Genomic DNA, 18274 nt, shown 5'->3' with positions numbered 1-18274 from the left:
ACCCGCGTGCCCGGAACGCCCGGTACGGCGCGTAGAGTCTTCCGTCGTGAGCAAGGCACCTCAGGGCTGCTGCACCGTCAGCGGCCTGGTCAAGACCTACCGGGCGGGCGGCACCGAGGTCCGGGCCAACGACGGCATCGACCTCGCCGTCCGACGCGGCGAGATCTTCGGGCTGCTCGGGCCCAACGGCGCCGGCAAGTCCACCCTGGTCCGCCAGCTCACCGGCCTGCTCCGCCCCGACGCCGGCAGCATCGACCTGCTCGGCCACGACATCGTCCGCCACCCCGAACGGGCCGCCCGGCTGCTCGGCTACCTCGGCCAGGAATCCACCGCCCTCGACGAGCTCACCGTCGCCCTCGCCGCCGAGACCACCGGCCGGCTCCGCGGCCTCACCCGCCGCCAGGCCCGCACCGAGACCGTCGACGTGATCACCGAACTCGGCCTCGAACCGCTCGCCCATCGGCCGCTCGCCAAACTCTCAGGCGGCCAGCGCCGCCTCGCCTGCTTCGCCGCCACCCTGGTCGGCGACCGCCCGCTGCTGGTCCTCGACGAACCCACCACCGGCATGGACCCGGTCGCCCGCCGCGCCGTCTGGAGCGCCGTCGACCGCCGCCGCGCCGAGCGCGGCACGACCGTCCTGCTGGTCACCCACAACGTCATCGAGGCCGAGACCGTGCTCGACCGGGTCGCCGTCGTCGACGGCGGCAAGGTCATCGCCTGCGACACCCCCGGCGGCCTCAAGGCCCTGGTCGACGGCCACGTCCGGCTCGACCTGGTCTGGCGGCACGACGCCCCCACCGAGGTGCCCGCCGTCGCCGCGCTCGCCGACCGCGCCGAGCGCACCGGCCGCCGCTGGACCCTGCGCACCACCCCCGACGAGGCCCGCGAACTGGTCGCCGCCGTCACCACCGGGCCCGCCTTCGCCGCCCTCGACGACTTCACCCTCGCCACCCCCACCCTGGAAGACGCCTACCTCCGGCTCGGCGGCCGGCACGGAGGACTCGCCCGATGACCCTGCTCGACGCCCCCGCCGCCACCGGCACCGCGCAGGCCGCCCCGCTGGCCCCGCCGCCCGGCTGCTGCCCGCGCTCGCCGCCGTCTACCGCGCCCAGCTGGCCCGCGCCAAGGTCTCCCGGATCCCGCTGCTGTTCGTCGCCACCTTCCAGTCCATCGGCATCCTGGTGATGATGCGCGGCGTCGTCGACCCCGGCGACAACCCGTCCGCGCACGCCGTGGTGTCCGGCTCCGCCGTCCTGGTCGTCGCCTTCGTCGCGCTCAACCTGCTCGCCCAGTACTTCGGGAAGCTCCGGCACACCGGCGGCCTCGACCACTACGCGACGCTGCCCGTCCCGCCCGCCTCCGTGGTCCTCGGCACCGCCGCCGCGTACGCCTCCTTCACCGTCCCCGGCGTGTTCGTCACCGCCGCCGCCGGCAGCTGGATGTTCGACCTGCCGATGGGCCGGCTGTGGATCCTGCTCGCCGTGATCCCGCTGGCCGGCGCCGCGCTCGCCGGGCTCGGCGCGGCCCTCGGCCTCCTCGCCCCGCGACAGGAACTCGCCACCCTCGCCGGACAGCTGGGCATGTCCGCGGCCCTGCTGCTGGGCGTCCTGCCGGCCTCCCGGCTGCCCGTCCCGGTGCAGTGGCTGCGCGACCTGCTGCCCTCCAGCTACGGCGTCGACGCCTTCGCCCTCACCTTCGCCCCGCAGCCCGACTGGGCCCGCGTGCTGCTCGACCTCGGCGTCTGCGGCGCCGTCGGCCTCGGCTCGCTGACGCTCGCCACGTGGGCGTACCGGCGCGCCGCCCGCTGAGCCCCCGTTCGGGAACCCCGCCCCGTCCGGAGATCGACAGCGGCGGGGGCAGCCATGAAACGATGGGGACGTGACCGTACCGAACACACCTGCGGGTGACACGCCGCCGCCCGGGTCGGACCCGTTCGCCCCGCCCCACCCGCACCAGGCGCCCGCCCCCGTCGAGCGGCCGCCGGTCGGCCCCGAACTGCGGATCGGCGCGATCATCACGGTCGCCGGAGCGGTCCTCGGCGTCGTCCTCGGCCTGCTCTGGCTCTGGCTCGCCCCCCGGATCGGCTTCGAGGTCCAGGACAACCGGATCCTCTACCGCGACCCCGAAGGCGAACAGCAGATCGCCGCGGTCGGCGTCTTCTCCCTGCTCGGCCTCGCCCTCGGCGTCCTCACCGCCCTCGGCGCCTTCCTCTGGACCCGCGCCCGCGGCGGCGGCATCGCCGTCGCCGTCGGCCTCACCCTCGGCGGCCTCCTCGGCTCCGTCATCGGCTGGCAGCTCGGCACCCGCCTCGGCCCCACGTCCGACCTGCGCGCGCACGCCCTCGCCGTCGGCAACGGCGGGACCTTCGACGGGCCGCTGGAGCTCACCGCCCACGGCGCGCTGCTGGTGTGGCCGATGACGGCGACCATCGTGCTGCTCGCCCTGTCGGCGACCTTCGGCAAGCGGGAGCCGGACCGGCCGCCGTACTGGGCGCAGTAGGGGCCCCTGTTCTCGCACCCGCCCGCAGCCCCGACTACCGGCCGATCGCCCACGTCTTCGCGTTCGTCAGCCGGACCAGGTCCGCCGGGGCGAGTTCGACCTCCATGCCGCGTTTGCCGGCGGAGACGTAGACGGTGGGGTGGTCGAGGGCGGTGGCGTCGACGACGGTGCGGAGCTTCTTGCGCTGGCCGAGCGGGGAGATGCCGCCCAGGACGTAGCCGGTGGAGCGTTCGGCGGCGGCGGGGTCCGCCATCGCGGCGCGCTTCGCGCCGAGCGCGGCCGCCAGCGCCTTCAGGTCGAGCTGGCCGGAGACGGGGACGACGGCGACGGCGAGGGCCCCGTCGGTCTCGGCGAGGAGGGTCTTGAAGACGCGCTCCGGCGGGATGCCGAGGACTTCGGCGGCCTCGGCCCCGTAGGAGCTCGCGGCCGGGTCGTGGGCGTACTCGTGGACGGTGAACGGGACCGCGGCGGCGTCGAGGGCGACGGTGGCGGGGGTGCCGCCGGCGGTCTTCTTCTTGGGCATGGGCGGGGGAGTCCTCAGTTCGGGCTGAATGCCTGGCGGGTGAGGTCGACGGCGGGCAGGGACGGGAGCTTGGCGATCACGGCGCTCTCGTGGCGGAGCAGTTCGAGCTCGCGGGTGAGGCGCTGCGCGGTGTCGGGGCAGGCGAGCAGTTCGTGCTTGACGCTCACCGGCAGGGCGGTCGCGGCGGCGACCAGGTAGGAGAGCACCTGCGGGTCGTCGGGGAGTTCGGGTTCGCCGCTGAGGGTGGCCTCGCGGGCGCCGGCCAGCCGCTTCTGGTAGGTGCGGAAGGCCCGTTCGACGCCGGCGGCGAGCGCGCCGGAGCCCTCGCCGGGCTGCTCGGGGACCACGGAGACGTCGCCGACCAGGTAGGGGCCGGTGGCGTCGACCGCGCGCAGCCGGAACCGGGTGGTGCCGGTGACGAGGAGTTCGTAGCGGCCCTCGGGCTGCTCCCGGACGGAGGCGATGTCGGCGACGCAGCCGACCGGGTGGAGGGCGTCCAGCGGGTCGGCGCCGGGCGCCCCGATGCCGTCCAACGGGCCTGCGGGGTCGTCGAGTTCGCGGACCGGTGCGGTCTCCCGGCCGTCCCGGACGGCGACCACGCCGAAGCGGCGCGGCTCGTCCTCGGGCAGCTTCTCCAGGTCGGCGACCAGGCGGCGGTAGCGCTCCTCGAAGACGTGCAGGGGCAGCACCAGGCCCGGGTACAGGACCGTGTTCAACGGGAAGAGCGGGAGCCGATCAGTCACGGCGGACAGCGTAGTTCCCGTGGGGCCGCCGCCGCTCCGGACTTACCGCTAGCCACGCTGGAGGAGCCGGGTGGCGCCCGCGACGGCGGTGGTGGCGAGGACCCAGCCGGTCAGGACCATGGCGGTGGCGACCCACTGGCCGGTGTGGTCGGGGTTCCAGCCGGACTGGCCGAGGTCGATCAGCGGGAGGACCTTGCCGGCGGCGTACAGGGCCGGGTTCCAGACCACCTTCTCGTCGGGCTTGACGGCCGCCGGCGGGTGGTGCTGGAAGTAGAGGGTGCCGAGCGCCCAGGCGAGCACCAGCCAGGCGGCGGCCCTGCCGGGGCGGTAGCCGTAGCCGATGGCGGCGTCCTGGAGGTGGCCCCAGAGCCGGCCGGGCAGCGGCAGGGTGGCGCGGCGGCGGCGCTGCTTGGCGAGCAGGACGGTGCGGGCGTCCTCGTCGGCGCCGTCCCGGCGGAGCGCGGCGGCGAGCTGCTCGTACGCCTCGGGGCGGAACTCGGCGCCGGACTCGACCCATGCGACGCGGCGTTCCAGCGGGAAGGGGGAGGCCGGGCGGAGGGACTCGTAGCTGAAGCCGGTGAGGGAGACGTGCTGGTCGGTGGGCCAGGCGCCGGGGGAGTCGACCAGGTTGCCGATCCGGGCGCGGTTGAGGCTGACGGTGCCGGTGGGCGGGGTCGCGCAGGTGAAGCGCAGTTCGGGGGTCTGGATCCGGTTGAGGGAGAGCTCCTGGCCGGGGCCGAGGTGGAACTCGGCGGCGGTGATCAGGCAGGCGTTGTCGAAGCGGGCGTCGGAGAGCCGGACCCGGCCCCAGGCGCGGAACGGGGTGTGGCGGGTGGTGCGGTCCGCGAGGGCGTCGCCGGACTCGCCGTAGCCGGAGCCGTACACGGTGCGGGAGCCGGTCCAGGTGCTGTCGTCGGAGCCGGACAGGTACAGGGTGTGGCCGATGGTGATCCGCGGGGCGTTCAGCGCGTTCGGGTTGTTGGGGACGGAGCGCAGCGCGGCGCCGCGCAGCGAGAGCCGGCCGCCGATCCGGGCCGAGCGGAGGCTGAGTTCGCCGAGCAGGTCGAGGCGTTCGGCCTCGCAGTCCTGGTTGACGGTGAGGCCGTCGGCGGAGACGGCGCGCCCGAAGGAGTCGGGGCCGACGGCGGACTGGTTGAGCAGCAGGTCGGTGCCGATGCGGGCGTCGGTGAGGCGGATGCCGCCGGGTATGCCGCAGCGGGCGAGGTGGACGTCGCCCTCGGTGGCGAGCCGGGAGGCCTCCAGCCGGGGGAGGGTGCAGGAGACCAGCCGCAGGGTGCTGGCGTTGGCCTCGGAGATCAGCAGTTTGCGGTCGAAGCGGCAGAGCTGGAACTCGACGTAGCAGCCGATGCTGCCGCCGGCCAGCCGGAGGTCTCCGGTGATCAGCGCGCCGGTGAGCTTCAGCGCGGTGACCCGGCCGGGGACGGGCTCCGGCCCGTGCAGCAGCAGCCGGGCGACCACCTCGGCGCGGACGGTGCGCCCGGGCCCCCACTCCTCGGCGGTGAACGGGTCGTTCGGGCCGTGGCTGTCCCCGTCGGGCGGACGGCGGCGCCGGCGGGGGCGGGCAGGACCAGGTCGGTGCGCCGCTCGGCCGGCCCGGTCCGCAGGTCGTACACGTCGCCGTGGCGGAAGGCCTCCCACAGGCCGCGTTCGGTGTCGGTCCAGTCGTCCGGTGCCTGCTCCACCGCGTCCCCCGATGATCTTGTCGTCGTCTCACCCTTCGTATCACGGACTGAAATGCCCGGATGTCGTTTTTCGTCACTCCTTACACTTGGGCCTGTGATCTCTCGAATCGACCTCCGCGGCTCCGACCAGGACCCCCGCGACGTGCTGCCCCGTGCCGAGTTCGACGTGGCGGCCGCCCTTGAGAAGGTGCGGCCGATCGCGGAGGACGTACGCCATCGCGGCGTGGCGGCGTTGATCGACATCACCGAGCGCTTCGACGGGGTGCGGCTGACGTCCACCCGGGTCCCGGCCGAGCAGATCGCCGAGGCGCTGGAGCAACTGGAGCCGAAGGTGCGCGCCGCGCTGGAGGAGTCGATCCGCCGGGCCCGCGCCGTCCACGGCGACCAGCGGCGCACCGGGCACACCACGCAGGTGGTGCCCGGCGGCACGGTGACCCAGCGCTGGGTGCCGGTGGACCGGGTCGGCCTGTACGTGCCGGGCGGTCTGGCGGTCTACCCGTCCTCCGTTGTGATGAACGTGGTGCCGGCGCAGGAGGCCGGGGTGCGCGGCATCGCGGTGTCCTCGCCGCCGCAGAAGGCGTTCGGCGGCCGGGTGCACCCGGCGATCCTGGCGGCCTGCGCGCTGCTCGGCGTCGACGAGGTGTACGCGGTGGGCGGCGCCCAGGCGGTGGCGATGTTCGCGCTCGGCACCGAGGAGTGCGCGCCCGTCAACCTGGTCACCGGCCCGGGCAACATCTACGTGGCGGCCGCGAAGCGGCTGTTCGCCGGCCGGATCGGCATCGACTCGGAGGCCGGCCCGACCGAGATCATGGTGCTCGCGGACGACACGGCGGTCGCCGCCGAGGTCGCCGCCGACCTGATCAGCCAGGCCGAGCACGGCCCGACCTCCGGCTCGGTGCTGGTCACCCCCTCGGTGGAGCTGGCCGACGCGGTGGAGGCGGAGCTGAAGACCCAGGTCGCCCGCACCCGGCACTCCGAGCGGGTGGCCGAGGCGCTGGGCGGCCCGCAGTCCGGGATCATCCTGGTCGACGGCCTGGACCAGGGCCTGGCCGTGGTCAACGCGTACGCCGCCGAGCACCTGGAGATCCAGACCGCCGACCCGCACGCCGTCTCCGAGCGGGTGCGCAACGCCGGCGCGATCTTCCTCGGCCGCTTCACCCCGGTCTCGCTGGGCGACTACGCGGCCGGCTCCAACCACGTGCTGCCGACCGGCGGCTGCGCCTGCCACTCCTCGGGCCTGTCCGTGCAGACCTTCCTGCGCGGCGTCCAGGTCGTCGAGTACGACCGGCAGGCGCTGGCGGACATCGCCGCGCACGTGGTCAACCTCTCCGAGGCCGAGGACCTGCCCGGCCACGGCGACGCGGTCAAGGCGCGTTTCGTCGGAGACGAACAGAACTGGCACAGCGACTGGACGGGGTCGAACTCGTGACGAAGATCGACGACCTCCCCGTCCGGGACGAGCTGCGCGGCCAGTCCCCGTACGGCGCCCCGCAGTTGGACGTGCCCGTCCAGCTGAACACCAACGAGAACCCGTACCCGCTGCCGGAGCCGCTGGTGGCCCGGATCGCCGAGCGGGTGTCCGAGGCCGCCCGGCAGCTCAACCGCTACCCGGACCGGGACGCGGTCGAGCTGCGCACCGGCCTGGCCGCGTACCTGACCGACACCACCGGGTACCGGGTGACCAAGGAGCAGGTGTGGGCAGCCAACGGCTCCAACGAGGTGCTGCAGCAGCTGCTGCAGACCTTCGGCGGGCCCGGCCGCACCGCGATCGGCTTCGAGCCCTCGTACTCGATGCACGCGCTGATCGCCCGCGGCACCGGCACCGGCTGGGTCTCCGGCCCGCGCAACGAGGACTTCACCATCGACCTGGACGCGGCCCGCACGGCGATCGCCGAGCTGCGCCCGAACGTGGTGTTCGTCTGCTCGCCGAACAACCCGACCGGCACCGCCGTGGACGCGGACACCGTGCTCGCGCTGTACGAGGCCGCGCAGGCCGCCGGCCCGAGCATGGTGATCGTGGACGAGGCGTACGTCGAGTTCTCGCACCGCGCCTCGCTGCTGCCGTTGCTGGAGGGCCGCCCCAACCTGGTGGTCTCCCGCACCATGTCGAAGGCGTTCGGCGCGGCCGGGCTGCGGCTCGGCTACCTGGCCGCCGACCCGGCGGTGGTGGACGCGGTGCAGCTGGTCCGGCTGCCGTACCACCTGTCGGCCGTCACCCAGGCCACCGCGCTGGCCTGCCTGGAGCACACCGGCACCCTGCTCGGCTACGTCGCGCAGCTGAAGTCCGAGCGCGACCGCGTGGTGGCCGCGCTGCGCGGGCTCGGTCTCGACGTGACCGAGTCGGACGCCAACTTCATCCAGTTCGGCCGCTTCGCCGACACCCACGCGGTGTGGCAGGCGATCCTCGACCGGGGCGTGCTGGTCCGCGACAACGGCGTACCAGGATGGCTGCGCGTCACCGCCGGCACCCCCGCCGAGAACGACGCCTTCCTGGGCGCCGTCTCCACCGTGATCAAGGAGCTGTAAACCCGCAATGTCCCGTATCGGCCGCGTCGAACGCACCACCAAGGAGACCTCCGTCCTGGTCGAGATCGACCTCGACGGCACCGGCAGGACGGACGTCTCCACGGGCGTCGGGTTCTACGACCACATGCTCGACCAGCTGGGCCGCCACGGCCTCTTCGACCTCACGGTGAAGACCGAGGGCGACCTGCACATCGACACCCACCACACCATCGAGGACACCGCCCTGGCCCTCGGCGCCGCCTTCAAGCAGGCGCTCGGCGACAAGGTCGGCATCTACCGGTTCGGCAACTGCACCGTCCCGCTGGACGAGTCGCTGGCGCAGGTCACGGTCGACCTGTCGGGCCGCCCGTACCTGGTGCACTCCGAGCCCGAGGGCATGGCCCCGATGATCGGCTCGTACGACACCACGATGACCCGGCACATCCTGGAGTCCTTCGTGGCGCAGGCGCAGGTCGCCCTGCACGTGCACGTGCCGTACGGCCGCAACGCCCACCACATCGTGGAGTGCCAGTTCAAGGCGCTCGCCCGGGCGCTGCGCTACGCCTCCGAGCGGGACCCGCGCGCCGAAGGCATCCTGCCCTCCACCAAGGGCGCCCTCTGATGGCGACGGTACTGATCTTCCTCGGCATCTTCTTCGCCACCGGCGTCTGGTCGTTCTGGAAGCAGGACAAGCCGAAGAGCGTGATCCTCGTCCTCGCCTTCGCCTCGGCCATGTGCCTGGCCGCAGGCATCCTGCGCTTCTAGGAGTTCCGCGACATGAGCAAGAACGTGGTGGTGCTGGACTACGGCTCCGGCAACCTGCGCTCCGCGCAGCGCGCCCTGGAGCGGACCGGCGCCGACGTCACCGTCACCTCGAACTTCCAGCAGGCGCTGGACGCGGACGGCCTGCTGGTGCCCGGCGTCGGCGCCTTCGAGGCGTGCATGCGCGGCCTGAAGGCGGTCCGCGGCGAGCAGGTGATCGGCCGCCGGCTGGCCGGCGGCCGCCCGGTGCTGGGCATCTGCGTCGGCATGCAGATCCTGTTCGAGAAGGGCGTCGAGCACGGCGTCGAGTCCGCGGGCTGCGACGAGTGGCCCGGCGTGGTCGAGCCGCTGGACGCGCCGGTCGTCCCGCACATGGGCTGGAACACCGTGGACGCCCCCGAGGGCACCCGGATGTTCGCCGGCCTGGACGCCGACACCCGGTTCTACTTCGTGCACTCCTACGGCGTGCGGCACTGGGTGCTGGAGACCCACTCGGAGAAGATCCGCGCCCCCAAGGTGACCTGGGCGACCCACGGGCAGCCGTTCGTCGCCGCGGTGGAGAACGGCCCGCTGTGGGCCACTCAGTTCCACCCCGAGAAGTCCGGCGACGCCGGCGCCGCCCTGCTGACCAACTGGGTCGACACCCTCTGACGCCCCTCCGAAGACTGAGAGCCCATCAGAACATGACCAACCGCCTCGAACTGCTGCCCGCCGTCGACGTCCGCGACGGGCAGGCCGTCCGCCTGGTCAAGGGCGCCTCCGGCACCGAGACCTCCTTCGGCGAGCCGCTCGCCGCCGCCCTGGCCTGGCAGAACGCCGGCGCCGAGTGGCTGCACCTGGTCGACCTGGACGCCGCGTTCGGCACCGGAAGCAACCGCGACCTGCTCCGCGAGGTCACCGGCCGGCTCGACATCAAGGTCGAGCTGTCCGGCGGCATCCGCGACGACGAGTCGCTGGCCGCCGCGCTCGCCACTGGCTGCACCCGGGTCAACCTCGGCACCGCCGCGCTGGAGAGCCCCGAGTGGGTCGCCAAGGTGATCGCCGAGCACGGTGACAAGATCGCCGTCGGCCTGGACGTGGTCGGCACCACCCTGCGCGGCCGCGGCTGGACCCGCGACGGCGGCCAGCTGTTCGACGTCCTGGCCCGCCTGGACTCCGAGGGCTGCGCCCGCTACGTGGTCACCGACGTCAACCGCGACGGCACCCTGACCGGCCCCAACCTGCAGCTGCTGCGCGACGTCTGCGCCGCCACCGACCGCCCGGTGGTGGCCTCCGGCGGCGTGTCGTCGCTGGACGACCTGCGCGCGATCGCCACCCTGGTGCCGGAGGGCGTCGAGGGATCGATCGTCGGCAAGGCCCTCTACGAGCAGAAGTTCACCCTCGAAGAGGCCCTGGAGGCTGTGTCCCGATGACCGACGAAACCCCGGCCGCCGTCGCCCGCCACTCCGCAGGTTCCCCCTCCGAGGAGGCCTACGGATTCTCCCGGGCGGTGGCAGCCGGGGACTTCGTCCTGGTCTCGGGCTGCACCGCCTTCGACGACCCGGCCGCCTCCGTCGAGGGCGGCCCGTACGAGCAGACGCTGGCCGCCTTCAAGACGGCCCTCGGCGCGCTCGACCACTACGGACTCGGCGCCGCCGACGTGGTCCGCACCCGGATGTACCTCACCCACGTCCGGGACTGCGACGAGGTCGGCCGCGCCCACAAGGAACTCTTCGACTCGGTCCGCCCGGTCACCACCATGGTGGTGGTCCAGGGCCTGACCGACTCCCGGATGATGGTCGAGGTCGAGCTGGAGGCCCACCGGCCCGGCCCGGCCCGCACTTTGGAAGGCAGCAAGCAGCCGTGACACTCGCAGTACGCGTCATCCCCTGTCTGGACGTGGACGCCGGCCGCGTCGTCAAGGGCGTCAACTTCCAGAACCTGCGCGACGCCGGCGACCCGGTCGATCTCGCCAAGCTCTACGACGCCCAGGGCGCCGACGAGTTGACCTTCCTCGACATCACCGCCTCGTCCGGCTCCCGGGAGACCACCTACGACGTGGTGCGCCGCACCGCCGAGCAGGTGTTCATCCCGCTGACCGTCGGCGGCGGCGTGCGCACCGTCGAGGACGTCGACAAGCTGCTGCGGGCCGGCGCCGACAAGGTCGGCGTCAACACCGCGGCGATCGCCCGCCCCGAGCTGATCCGGGAGATCGCGCAGCGCTTCGGCCGCCAGGTGCTGGTGCTGTCGGTCGACGCCCGCCGCTGCCCCGAGGGCACCGAGACCGCCTCCGGTTTCGAGGTCACCACCCACGGCGGCCGCCGCGGCACCGGGCTGGACGCGATCGAGTGGACGCTGCGGGCCGCCGAGCTCGGCGCCGGCGAGATCCTGCTGAACTCGATGGACGCCGACGGCACCAAGGACGGCTACGACCTGGAGATGATCCGGGCCGCCCGCAAGGCCGTCTCGGTGCCGGTGATCGCCTCCGGCGGCGCCGGCAAGCTCGCCGACTTCGCGCCCGCGGTCGACGCCGGCGCGGACGCGGTGCTCGCCGCCAGCGTCTTCCACTTCGGCGACCTGACGATCGGCCAGGTCAAGGACGAGCTCCGGGCCACCGGGCACCCCGTCCGCTGAGCCCCGGCCGGAGCCCCGCCGGCACCTACCGGCGGGGCTCCGGCTCCAGGATCGCGAACTGGGCGCCGAACGGGTCCGCCAGCACCGCGATCCGCCCCACCGTCGGCACCCGCTCCGGCGGCACCAGCAGCGAGCCGCCGGCCTTGCGGACCTGATCGGTGGTCAGCAGCGCGTCCGCCACCGCGAAGTGCACCAGCCAGCCGACGTTCACCCGCGGGTGGACGCCCGCCACCCCGCCGAACGAGGACCCGACGAGGTCCGCGCCCTCGGCGGTGGACAGCACCGTGTACTCCACGCCCGGCACGCCGCCGTCCCGCGCCCGCCAGTCGAACAGGCCTTGGTAGAAGCGGAGCGCGCCCGCCGCGTCCGGGGTGTGCAGCTCCGCCCAGCACAGCGCGTCGGTCTCCCCGACGGCCTCCAGGCCGGGCGTCCGGCCGCCCTGCCAGACCGCGAACTCGCCGCCCGCCGGGTCGGTGAACTGGGCGAACCGGCCCTCCGCCATCACCGCGGACGGCGGGACGCGGACCGTGCCGCCGGAGCGTTCGACCGCCGCCGCCGTGCTGTCGGCGTCCGCCGTGCGGAAGTACACCGTCCAGGCGGGCAGCGCCTCCGCCTCGGTCAGCGGGCCGGCCGCCGCCACCGTGCGGCCCTTGGAGCGGAAGAAGCCGTAGCCGTTCGCGTCCGGGCCGGCGGACTCGAAGGTCCAGCCGAACACCGAGCCGTAGAACAGCTCGGACTCGGCGAGGTCCGGGCTTCCGAGGTCGATCCAGTTCGGCGAGCCGATCCGGAAGTCGGTGCTGACCATGGGCGCTCCAGGGGGACGGGGGTGCGGGCCACCGCCAGGCTGGCACCTCCGGCCGGGCGGCGCGGGCCGACGCGCCGTCAGTCCTCCGGCAGCGCCAGCACCCCGGCCAGTTCGGCGACCGCCGCCGGGTCGCCGTCCACCGCCACCGCGGCCCGCGCCCCGCGCCCGTACAGGAACAGCACCAGCTCGCCCGGCTCCCCGGTCACCGTCACCACCGGGCGGCCCTTGCGACGGACCGTCAGCTCCCGGCCGTCCGGGCGCACCAGCCGCAGCGACACCGGCGAGCTCGCGTCGCCGAACCGGGCCACCACCGGCACCCGCTTCCACAGCGCCTCCGCCAACTCGGGTGCGAGCGGCTCCGGTTCGAACGGGACGGCGCGGCGGACGTCCTCCGCGTGCACGAAGTACTCGACCAGGTTCGCCGCCTCGTCCACGCCCGGCAGGTTGAACGGTGAGAAGGCCGGCGGCCCCGAGCGGAAGGACTTCACCAGCGCCCCGTACGGGCGGGCCGCCGTCCGGTCCTGCACCCGCCGCGTCCAGCCCGCGAGCGGCCGGACCCGGATGCCCGCCGCCGCGTCCGGCCGGCCCTCCCGCACCACCAGGTGGGCGGCCAGGTCCCTGGTCAGCCACCCCGCACACAGGGTCGGCCCCTCCGGGCCGGCCGTCGACAGCAATCCGGACAGACGGGCGCGCTCGCCCTGCGCAAGGCTCGACATGCCGCCCAGCCTACGCAGCGGTCACGCCTTGAAGGTCAGCGCGCAGGTGATCCCGCGCAGGCCCTGCCGGTAGAACTCCAGCGGCAGGCCGACCGAGGTGCCGTGCCGCGGCCCGTCGGGGCGCAGCTGGAGCGCCTGCGCGGTCGGCGCCTTGCACAGCTCGGTCATGGTGCGGAAGATCGCCGGCAGGTCGGCCAGGCCGTCCGGCAGGTCCGCGTTGGCGATCGCCTCGGCGTCGTGCGGCTGGTCGCACGGGACGGCGGTGGGCTCGTGGACGTTGCTCAGCCGCGGCACCTGGAAGCACGTCCCCGGCGTGAAGTACGGGTACGGAACCGTCTTGGTCGGACTCGGTGAAGGGGACGGGGAGGCGCTGTGCGGGGGTGGCGGGGCCGCCGCCCGGCGGGGCGGGTCCGGCCACAGCAGGACGGCGGCGAGGGCGGCCAGCAGGACCGCCAACAGTGCCGCCAGGACCGTCTTCTGTCGTCCGCTCATCCCAACCCCCTGGTTCCTCCGCCATTCTGACGGCCGGTGGGTTGCCGCGTCAGTCCTTCCCGGACATCTGTTTGCGAAGCCTTTGCGTGTTGATCAGTAGGATGACCGGCCTAATTGAACGGTCGCCGAAGAAGGGCAACTGCCATGGGGGACAGCGGGTTTCGGGTGGAAACCGGTGCACTCGACCGGTATGCGTCACTGCTCGCCGAGCAGTCCGAACAGCTGAGCAGGATCGCGTCGGCCACCGCCGCGATCACCATCTCGTCCGATGCCTTCGGACACCTGCCGAACGCCCAGCACCTGGCGTCGGCCTACCAGGACCACGCGGGGGCCAGCCGGGAGAACCTCGGCGACCTCGGACACGCCGTCAACGGCACCTCCGAGGGACTGGCGAGCGTCTCGCGGAACTACACCGACCACGAGGAGCAGCTGAGCCGCACGATGGGCGGTGGTCGGTGATGGCACGCTCCTCCGGGCACTCGCACGGCTCGACCAGCAGCGGCCACGGCCAGTCCGGCTCGCACCCGGCACAGCCGTCCCACCCCGCGCAGCCCGCCCACCCGGCGCCGCAGCCCGCGCACCCGGTGCAGCCGGCGCAGCCCGTGCAGCAGCCGGACCGGCCGGCGCACCCCGCGCAGCCCGCGCACCCGACCCAGCAGCAGCCGGACCGCCCGCCCGGCGGCGACGACCCGGCCGACGGCGGGGACGCGCCGGCCGACCCCAGGGAGGGCTGGTTCCGCGGCAAACTGAAGGACGCCGGCTCGAACGTGGTCGACGGCGTCAGCGGACGCGCCGGCGAATGGCTGGGCGACCAGCTGTTCGGCCCGTCCGACCCGGAGCACCCGGAGCCGGGCGGCGGCGCCGCGCCGTCCACCGAACCGGGCGGCGGCCTCGGCGGCGAGGGCGGGACCGGCGGCCTCGGCGGCGCGCTCGGCCGGGCCGCGGCGCGGCGGCCGGACAGGTCGGCGCCGAGGGCGGCGGCTGGGGCGGCACCGGCACCGGCATGATCGGCGCGGGCGTGATGCAGCCGGGCCTGATGCCGATGGACGGCGGCAGCGACGCCTACGCCTGGGCGCACGCCCAGATCGAGCGGGCGATGGAGGCCCTCGACCCGGCCGAGCACCCCGAGCGGGACGGCCTCGGCGGGATGCTCGACGAGGCGGTCGAGTGGGCGCTGGAGCAGTCCGGCCTGCTCGACATGCTGGAGAAGGTCACCGGCAACCTGGCGGAGCTGAACGCGGCCTCCGAGGAGTGGCAGGCGCAGGCACACGCCGTGCAGTCGGTCGCGGCCGAGGTGCGCAGCGGCGCGGTGCCGCTGTCCCAGGAGTGGGTGGGCAGCGCCAGCGACGCGTTCGGCAGCCACATGGGCGAGGTCGCGGACGCGCTCGACCAGACCGCGCAGGGCATGCTGCAGACCGCGCAGATCATCAACTCGGCGGCGCAGGAGTGCGCGATGGCCGAGGGCATGGTGATCCAGATCATCAGCGAGGCGATCGAGGCGCTGATCGTGTCGCTGGCCGCCGAGGCGGTGATCGCGGTGGTCACCGCGGGCGTCGGCCTGATCGCGGACGCGCTGCTCACCGAGGCGGAGATCGCCGTCTACGTGGCCCGGGTGGCGAAGGTGTCCACCGAGCTCGCGCAGAAGCTGGAGGAGCTGCTGAAGGCGCTCAAGGAGCTGGGCAGCGCCGTGAAGGCGGTGCGCAACATCCAGACCGCGCGCAAGGCGCTGACCGAGGTCAAGAACGTGAAGAACGCCGTCGAGGGCCTGCGGGCGCTGGAGGAGGGCGACAGCTTCGCGGCGAAGGCGGCCAAGTTCGCGGACGGGAAGATCACCGACCAGGTGCAGCAGGGCTTCGACCGGGCGCTGGGCATCGACGGCGACGACAACCTGCAGCGCGGCGACGGCACCGTGAAGGGCGGCTTCAAGGCCGCCGGGCAGTCCGCCTGGGCGGTCGCCAAGGAGGGCCTGACCGGGGACACCAACAAGGAAGCGATGAAGCAGGAGTTCCTGCACGACGTGGGCCTGGCCCACGACCCGGCCCCGTACCGGGTGGACGAGTCGAAGATCGCCACCGCGTTCGGCTGACCGGCCCCGCGGCGGCGGGGCCCGGCCGGCCTCCGGTCAGCGCCCCGCCACCGCGGCGCGGAACGCCTCCCGCTCGTTCGCGTCCTGGAAGTCCAGGGCGATCCAGGAGCCGTCCGCGAACAGCAGGTCCTGCCGGGCGGCCCAGACGTCGTTCGGGGTGTCCGGGCGCAGCCACCAGCTGCCCTGCGGCAGTTCGAACAGCGGGACGGCCCGGTAGTGCTCGTGGTACTGCGACCCGGTCCAGCGGCTGAGCACCAGCAGCCGGCGGTCCGTCAGCAGCACCGTGAACAGGTCGTGGTCGGCCAGCAGCTTCTCGCCGGGCGTGGTCCGCACCGCCCGCCAGAACCGCCACGCGGCGGAGCCCGGTCCGCCGCTCAGCGACCCGCCGTGCAGCGGCCGGCGCAGCGCCCGGTAGGCGCGCCGGGTCAGCGACAGGCCGTACGGGCGGCGCAGGTGCAGGTCCGGCACGAACAGCGCCACGAACCAGCGCGGCAGGAAGTACGTCCAGAAGCCGCGCCAGAGCGCGGCGAAGAAGTTGTACGTCCAGGCCAGCGGGGCGCGGCTCGCGGCGCGGACGGTGTCCCGGTCCCACCACAGCGGCGCCAGCCGGTCCAGCTTCATCGCCCAGGCGCCGATCATCGGCTCGCCGGGGTGCAGGTGCTCGCCCGCCGTCCGCTGGAGCAGGTGGTGACCGAACGCGGTGGTCGGCAATGGCTGCGACTGGTACTGAGACACCCGGCAAATCCCCCATCGAGCAAAGCACTTCGGTTTTCGTCGGGGGTCAAACTACCGGCCGGTCCGGCGGCCCGGGGCGGTAGGCCGCCGTCCGGATGCCGAACGCGGCCGCCGGGGGCGGGCGCGCGGCCTGCGAGAATGGACGGCATGTCGACCAACCCCGCCGCCCCCGGCAGCACCGCCCTGGACCCGGCGATCGCCGCCCGCCTCAAGCGCACCCCGGACGGCCTGCTGCCCGCCGTCGCCCAGCAGTTCGACACCGGCGAGGTGCTGATGCTCGGCTGGATGGACGACGAGGCGCTGCACCGCACCCTGACCACCGGCCGCTGCACCTACTGGAGCCGCAGCCGCAACGAGTACTGGGTGAAGGGCGACACCTCCGGCCACGTCCAGCACGTCAAGCACGTCGCGCTGGACTGCGACGGCGACACCCTGCTGGTCAAGGTCGACCAGGTCGGCGCGGCCTGCCACACCGGCGACCGGACCTGCTTCGACGCCGACGTCCTGCCGCTCTCCCGCTAGCCTTCTCCCGACCAGTCCGTCCTCACAATCGATCGGTGCCCCATGGAACTTGAGGCTTTCCGCACGCTCGCCGCAGACACCCGGGTCATTCCCGTCACCCGCCGGCTCCTCGCGGACGGCCTCACTCCGATCGGCGTGTACCGCAGCCTGGCCGGGGAGCGGCCCGGCACCTTCTTGCTGGAGTCCGCCGAGCAGGGCCGCAGCTGGGCCCGGTACTCGTTCGTCGGAGTCCGCTCCGGCGCGGTCCTGACGGTCGGTCAGGACGGCGACGCGCGCTGGCTGGGCGAGCCGCCGGTCGGCATCCCCACCTCCGGCGACCCGCTGGAGGTGCTGCGCGCCACGCTGGCCGCCCTGCACACCCCCCGGCACCCCGACGACGGCCTGCCGCCGCTCACCGGCGGCCTGGTCGGCTACCTCGGCTACGACATCGTCCGCCGCCTGGAGAAGCTCCCGAACCTCACCCCGGACGACCTGAAGCTCCCCGAGCTGACCCTGCTGCTGGCCACCGACCTGGCGGTGCTCGACCACGCCGACGGCACCGTGCTGCTGATCGCCAACGCCGTCAACCACAACGACCTGGCGACCGGCGTGGACGAGGCGCACGCCGACGCGGTGGCCCGGCTGGACGCCATGGAGGCCGACCTGCGCCGTCCGGTCGACCCCGGCCTGGCGACCTGGACGCCGACCGAGGTGGACGCGCACTCGCCGTTCGGCGGCGAGCCGTACCGCAAGGCGGTCGAGGTGGTGAAGGAGCGGATCCGGGCCGGCGAGGCCTTCCAGGTCGTCCCCTCGCAGCGCTTCGAGGCCCCCTGCGAGGCCTCGGCGCTGGACGTCTACCGGGTGCTGCGCACCACCAACCCCAGCCCGTACATGTACCTGTTCCGCTTCCCCGGCCCGGACGGCGGCGCGGAGGGCGGCTTCGACGTGGTCGGCTCCAGCCCGGAGGCGCTGGTCAAGGTGGCCGGCGGCGAGGCCATGGTGCACCCGATCGCCGGCACCCGGCACCGCGGCGCGACGCCCACCGAGGACGCCGAGCTGGCCGCCGAACTGCTCGCCGACCCCAAGGAGCGGGCCGAGCACCTGATGCTGGTCGACCTGGGCCGCAACGACCTGGGCCGGGTCTGCTCGCCCGGCTCCGTCGAGGTGGTGGAGTTCATGACGATCGAGCGCTACAGCCACGTCATGCACATCGTCTCCACCGTCACCGGCAAGGTCGCCGAGGGCCGCAGCGCGCTCGACGTGCTCACCGCCTGCTTCCCGGCCGGCACGCTGTCCGGCGCGCCCAAGCCCCGCGCCATGCAGATCATCGAGGAGCTGGAGCCCACCCGCCGCGGCCTGTACGGCGGCTGCGTCGGCTACCTGGACTTCGCCGGCGACTCGGACACCGCGATCGCCATCCGCACCGCGGTGGTCCGCGACGGCAAGGCGTACGTCCAGGCCGGCGCGGGCGTGGTCGCCGACTCCGACCCGCACGCCGAGGACACCGAGTGCCGCAACAAGGCGACCGCGGTGCTGCGGGCCGTCGCCGCCGCCAACACGCTGCGCTGACCGGCCTTCCCAGGGGCGGTGG

22 protein-coding genes and 1 pseudogene are annotated in these 18274 nt (G+C 73.9%); 16 read left to right on the top strand and 7 right to left on the bottom strand.

The features are described from left to right. The first annotated feature begins 46 nt into the window (after positions 1-46). The 3 genes and pseudogenes from KCH_RS09955 to KCH_RS09945 all read left to right on the top strand — a co-directional run bounded on the left by KCH_RS09955 (position 47) and on the right by KCH_RS09945 (position 2499). The gene (locus KCH_RS09955) at positions 47-1012 is read left to right on the top strand and encodes an ABC transporter ATP-binding protein (RefSeq protein ID WP_035861582.1); all 966 of its coding nucleotides are present in this window, start codon (positions 47-49) and stop codon (positions 1010-1012) included. A gap of 49 nt (positions 1013-1061) precedes the next feature. Then, a pseudogene (locus KCH_RS09950) lies at positions 1062-1808 on the top strand (ABC transporter permease); the annotation flags it as partial. A gap of 70 nt (positions 1809-1878) precedes the next feature. Next, positions 1879-2499, top strand: coding sequence for a hypothetical protein (locus tag KCH_RS09945; RefSeq protein WP_084223423.1), 621 nt, complete (start codon positions 1879-1881; stop codon positions 2497-2499). A gap of 34 nt (positions 2500-2533) precedes the next feature. Here KCH_RS09945 and ybaK read toward each other — a convergent pair whose 3' ends face one another. From ybaK to KCH_RS09930, 3 genes are read right to left on the bottom strand one after another with little or no spacing between them, the layout of a single operon-like run. Beyond that, on the bottom strand, positions 2534-3022 hold the full coding sequence (gene ybaK, locus KCH_RS09940) for a Cys-tRNA(Pro) deacylase (RefSeq protein ID WP_035861574.1): 489 nt from the start codon (positions 3020-3022) through the stop codon (positions 2534-2536). Between the two features lie 14 nt (positions 3023-3036). Then, complete coding sequence (locus KCH_RS09935; protein WP_035861571.1) at positions 3037-3765, bottom strand: LON peptidase substrate-binding domain-containing protein; 729 nt, start codon at positions 3763-3765, stop codon at positions 3037-3039. Positions 3766-3813: 48 nt separating this feature from the next. Then, positions 3814-5244, bottom strand: a complete 1431-nt coding sequence (locus tag KCH_RS09930; protein WP_425268752.1) for an oxidoreductase — start codon at positions 5242-5244, stop codon at positions 3814-3816. Positions 5245-5562: 318 nt separating this feature from the next. Between KCH_RS09930 and hisD the strand changes: the two genes are divergently transcribed. Genes hisD through hisF form a run of 8 tightly spaced genes read left to right on the top strand, consistent with a single transcriptional unit; the run spans position 5563 to position 11348 of the window. After that, positions 5563-6897 (top strand): histidinol dehydrogenase, encoded by a 1335-nt coding sequence (hisD, locus tag KCH_RS09925; RefSeq protein WP_051652930.1) that lies wholly within the window; start codon positions 5563-5565, stop codon positions 6895-6897. Continuing rightward, a complete protein-coding gene (locus KCH_RS09920; RefSeq protein ID WP_035861568.1) occupies positions 6894-7994 on the top strand; it encodes a histidinol-phosphate transaminase in 1101 nt (366 codons plus the stop codon). Before hisD ends, KCH_RS09920 begins: the two co-directional genes overlap by 4 nt. A gap of 7 nt (positions 7995-8001) precedes the next feature. Beyond that, complete coding sequence (hisB, locus tag KCH_RS09915; RefSeq protein ID WP_035861560.1) at positions 8002-8595, top strand: imidazoleglycerol-phosphate dehydratase HisB; 594 nt, start codon at positions 8002-8004, stop codon at positions 8593-8595. Next, positions 8595-8738, top strand: a complete 144-nt coding sequence (locus tag KCH_RS42425) for a hypothetical protein (RefSeq protein ID WP_035861557.1) — start codon at positions 8595-8597, stop codon at positions 8736-8738. The genes hisB and KCH_RS42425 overlap by 1 nt, the downstream gene beginning before the upstream one ends. 12 nt (positions 8739-8750) lie before the next feature. Then, entirely contained in the window at positions 8751-9386 is a 636-nt protein-coding gene (gene hisH / locus KCH_RS09905; RefSeq protein ID WP_035861553.1) for an imidazole glycerol phosphate synthase subunit HisH, read from the top strand. A gap of 32 nt (positions 9387-9418) precedes the next feature. After that, positions 9419-10147 carry a bifunctional 1-(5-phosphoribosyl)-5-((5-phosphoribosylamino)methylideneamino)imidazole-4-carboxamide isomerase/phosphoribosylanthranilate isomerase PriA gene (gene priA / locus KCH_RS09900; RefSeq protein WP_035861549.1) on the top strand — a complete coding sequence of 243 codons (729 nt, stop codon included), beginning with the start codon at positions 9419-9421 and terminating at the stop codon, positions 10145-10147. Then, a complete protein-coding gene (locus KCH_RS09895; RefSeq protein ID WP_035861546.1) occupies positions 10144-10581 on the top strand; it encodes a RidA family protein in 438 nt (145 codons plus the stop codon). Before priA ends, KCH_RS09895 begins: the two co-directional genes overlap by 4 nt. Beyond that, a complete protein-coding gene (gene hisF, locus KCH_RS09890) occupies positions 10578-11348 on the top strand; it encodes an imidazole glycerol phosphate synthase subunit HisF (protein WP_035861543.1) in 771 nt (256 codons plus the stop codon). The genes KCH_RS09895 and hisF overlap by 4 nt, the downstream gene beginning before the upstream one ends. 25 nt (positions 11349-11373) lie before the next feature. Here the strand turns inward: hisF and KCH_RS09885 are convergent, their stop codons facing one another. From KCH_RS09885 to KCH_RS09875, 3 genes are all read right to left on the bottom strand, one after another. Further along, positions 11374-12153 carry a VOC family protein gene (locus KCH_RS09885; RefSeq protein ID WP_035861541.1) on the bottom strand — a complete coding sequence of 260 codons (780 nt, stop codon included), beginning with the start codon at positions 12151-12153 and terminating at the stop codon, positions 11374-11376. Between the two features lie 77 nt (positions 12154-12230). Beyond that, a complete protein-coding gene (locus KCH_RS09880; protein WP_035861538.1) occupies positions 12231-12869 on the bottom strand; it encodes a TIGR03085 family metal-binding protein in 639 nt (212 codons plus the stop codon). A 21-nt stretch (positions 12870-12890) separates the two neighbouring features. After that, the gene (locus tag KCH_RS09875; RefSeq protein WP_035861535.1) at positions 12891-13361 is read right to left on the bottom strand and encodes a septum formation family protein; all 471 of its coding nucleotides are present in this window, start codon (positions 13359-13361) and stop codon (positions 12891-12893) included. Positions 13362-13526: 165 nt separating this feature from the next. Here KCH_RS09875 and KCH_RS09870 point away from each other — a divergent pair, with 165 nt between their 5' ends. The 3 genes from KCH_RS09870 to KCH_RS09860 are packed head-to-tail and all read left to right on the top strand — an operon-like array spanning position 13527 to position 15447. Then, a complete protein-coding gene (locus KCH_RS09870; RefSeq protein WP_035861533.1) occupies positions 13527-13820 on the top strand; it encodes a hypothetical protein in 294 nt (97 codons plus the stop codon). Further along, positions 13820-14368 carry a hypothetical protein gene (locus KCH_RS09865; protein WP_035861531.1) on the top strand — a complete coding sequence of 183 codons (549 nt, stop codon included), beginning with the start codon at positions 13820-13822 and terminating at the stop codon, positions 14366-14368. Before KCH_RS09870 ends, KCH_RS09865 begins: the two co-directional genes overlap by 1 nt. Beyond that, on the top strand, positions 14365-15447 hold the full coding sequence (locus KCH_RS09860) for a WXG100 family type VII secretion target (protein WP_035861528.1): 1083 nt from the start codon (positions 14365-14367) through the stop codon (positions 15445-15447). The genes KCH_RS09865 and KCH_RS09860 overlap by 4 nt, the downstream gene beginning before the upstream one ends. Before the next feature lie 36 nt (positions 15448-15483). On the opposite strand, the gene KCH_RS09855 is transcribed toward KCH_RS09860, so the two are convergent. Further along, positions 15484-16182 (bottom strand): hypothetical protein, encoded by a 699-nt coding sequence (locus tag KCH_RS09855; protein WP_157031976.1) that lies wholly within the window; start codon positions 16180-16182, stop codon positions 15484-15486. A 147-nt stretch (positions 16183-16329) separates the two neighbouring features. Between KCH_RS09855 and hisI the strand changes: the two genes are divergently transcribed. Both hisI and KCH_RS09845 read left to right on the top strand, forming a co-directional pair. After that, positions 16330-16704 carry a phosphoribosyl-AMP cyclohydrolase gene (gene hisI / locus KCH_RS09850; protein ID WP_035861522.1) on the top strand — a complete coding sequence of 125 codons (375 nt, stop codon included), beginning with the start codon at positions 16330-16332 and terminating at the stop codon, positions 16702-16704. 42 nt (positions 16705-16746) lie between these two features. After that, the gene (locus KCH_RS09845; protein ID WP_035861519.1) at positions 16747-18252 is read left to right on the top strand and encodes an anthranilate synthase component I; all 1506 of its coding nucleotides are present in this window, start codon (positions 16747-16749) and stop codon (positions 18250-18252) included. The last annotated feature ends 22 nt before the right edge of the window (positions 18253-18274 follow it).

This window comes from Kitasatospora cheerisanensis KCTC 2395, assembly GCF_000696185.1.
In the GTDB taxonomy this organism is placed as follows: Bacteria; Actinomycetota; Actinomycetes; order Streptomycetales; family Streptomycetaceae; genus Kitasatospora; species Kitasatospora cheerisanensis.
This window is presented reverse-complemented; position numbering and strand designations above follow the sequence as displayed.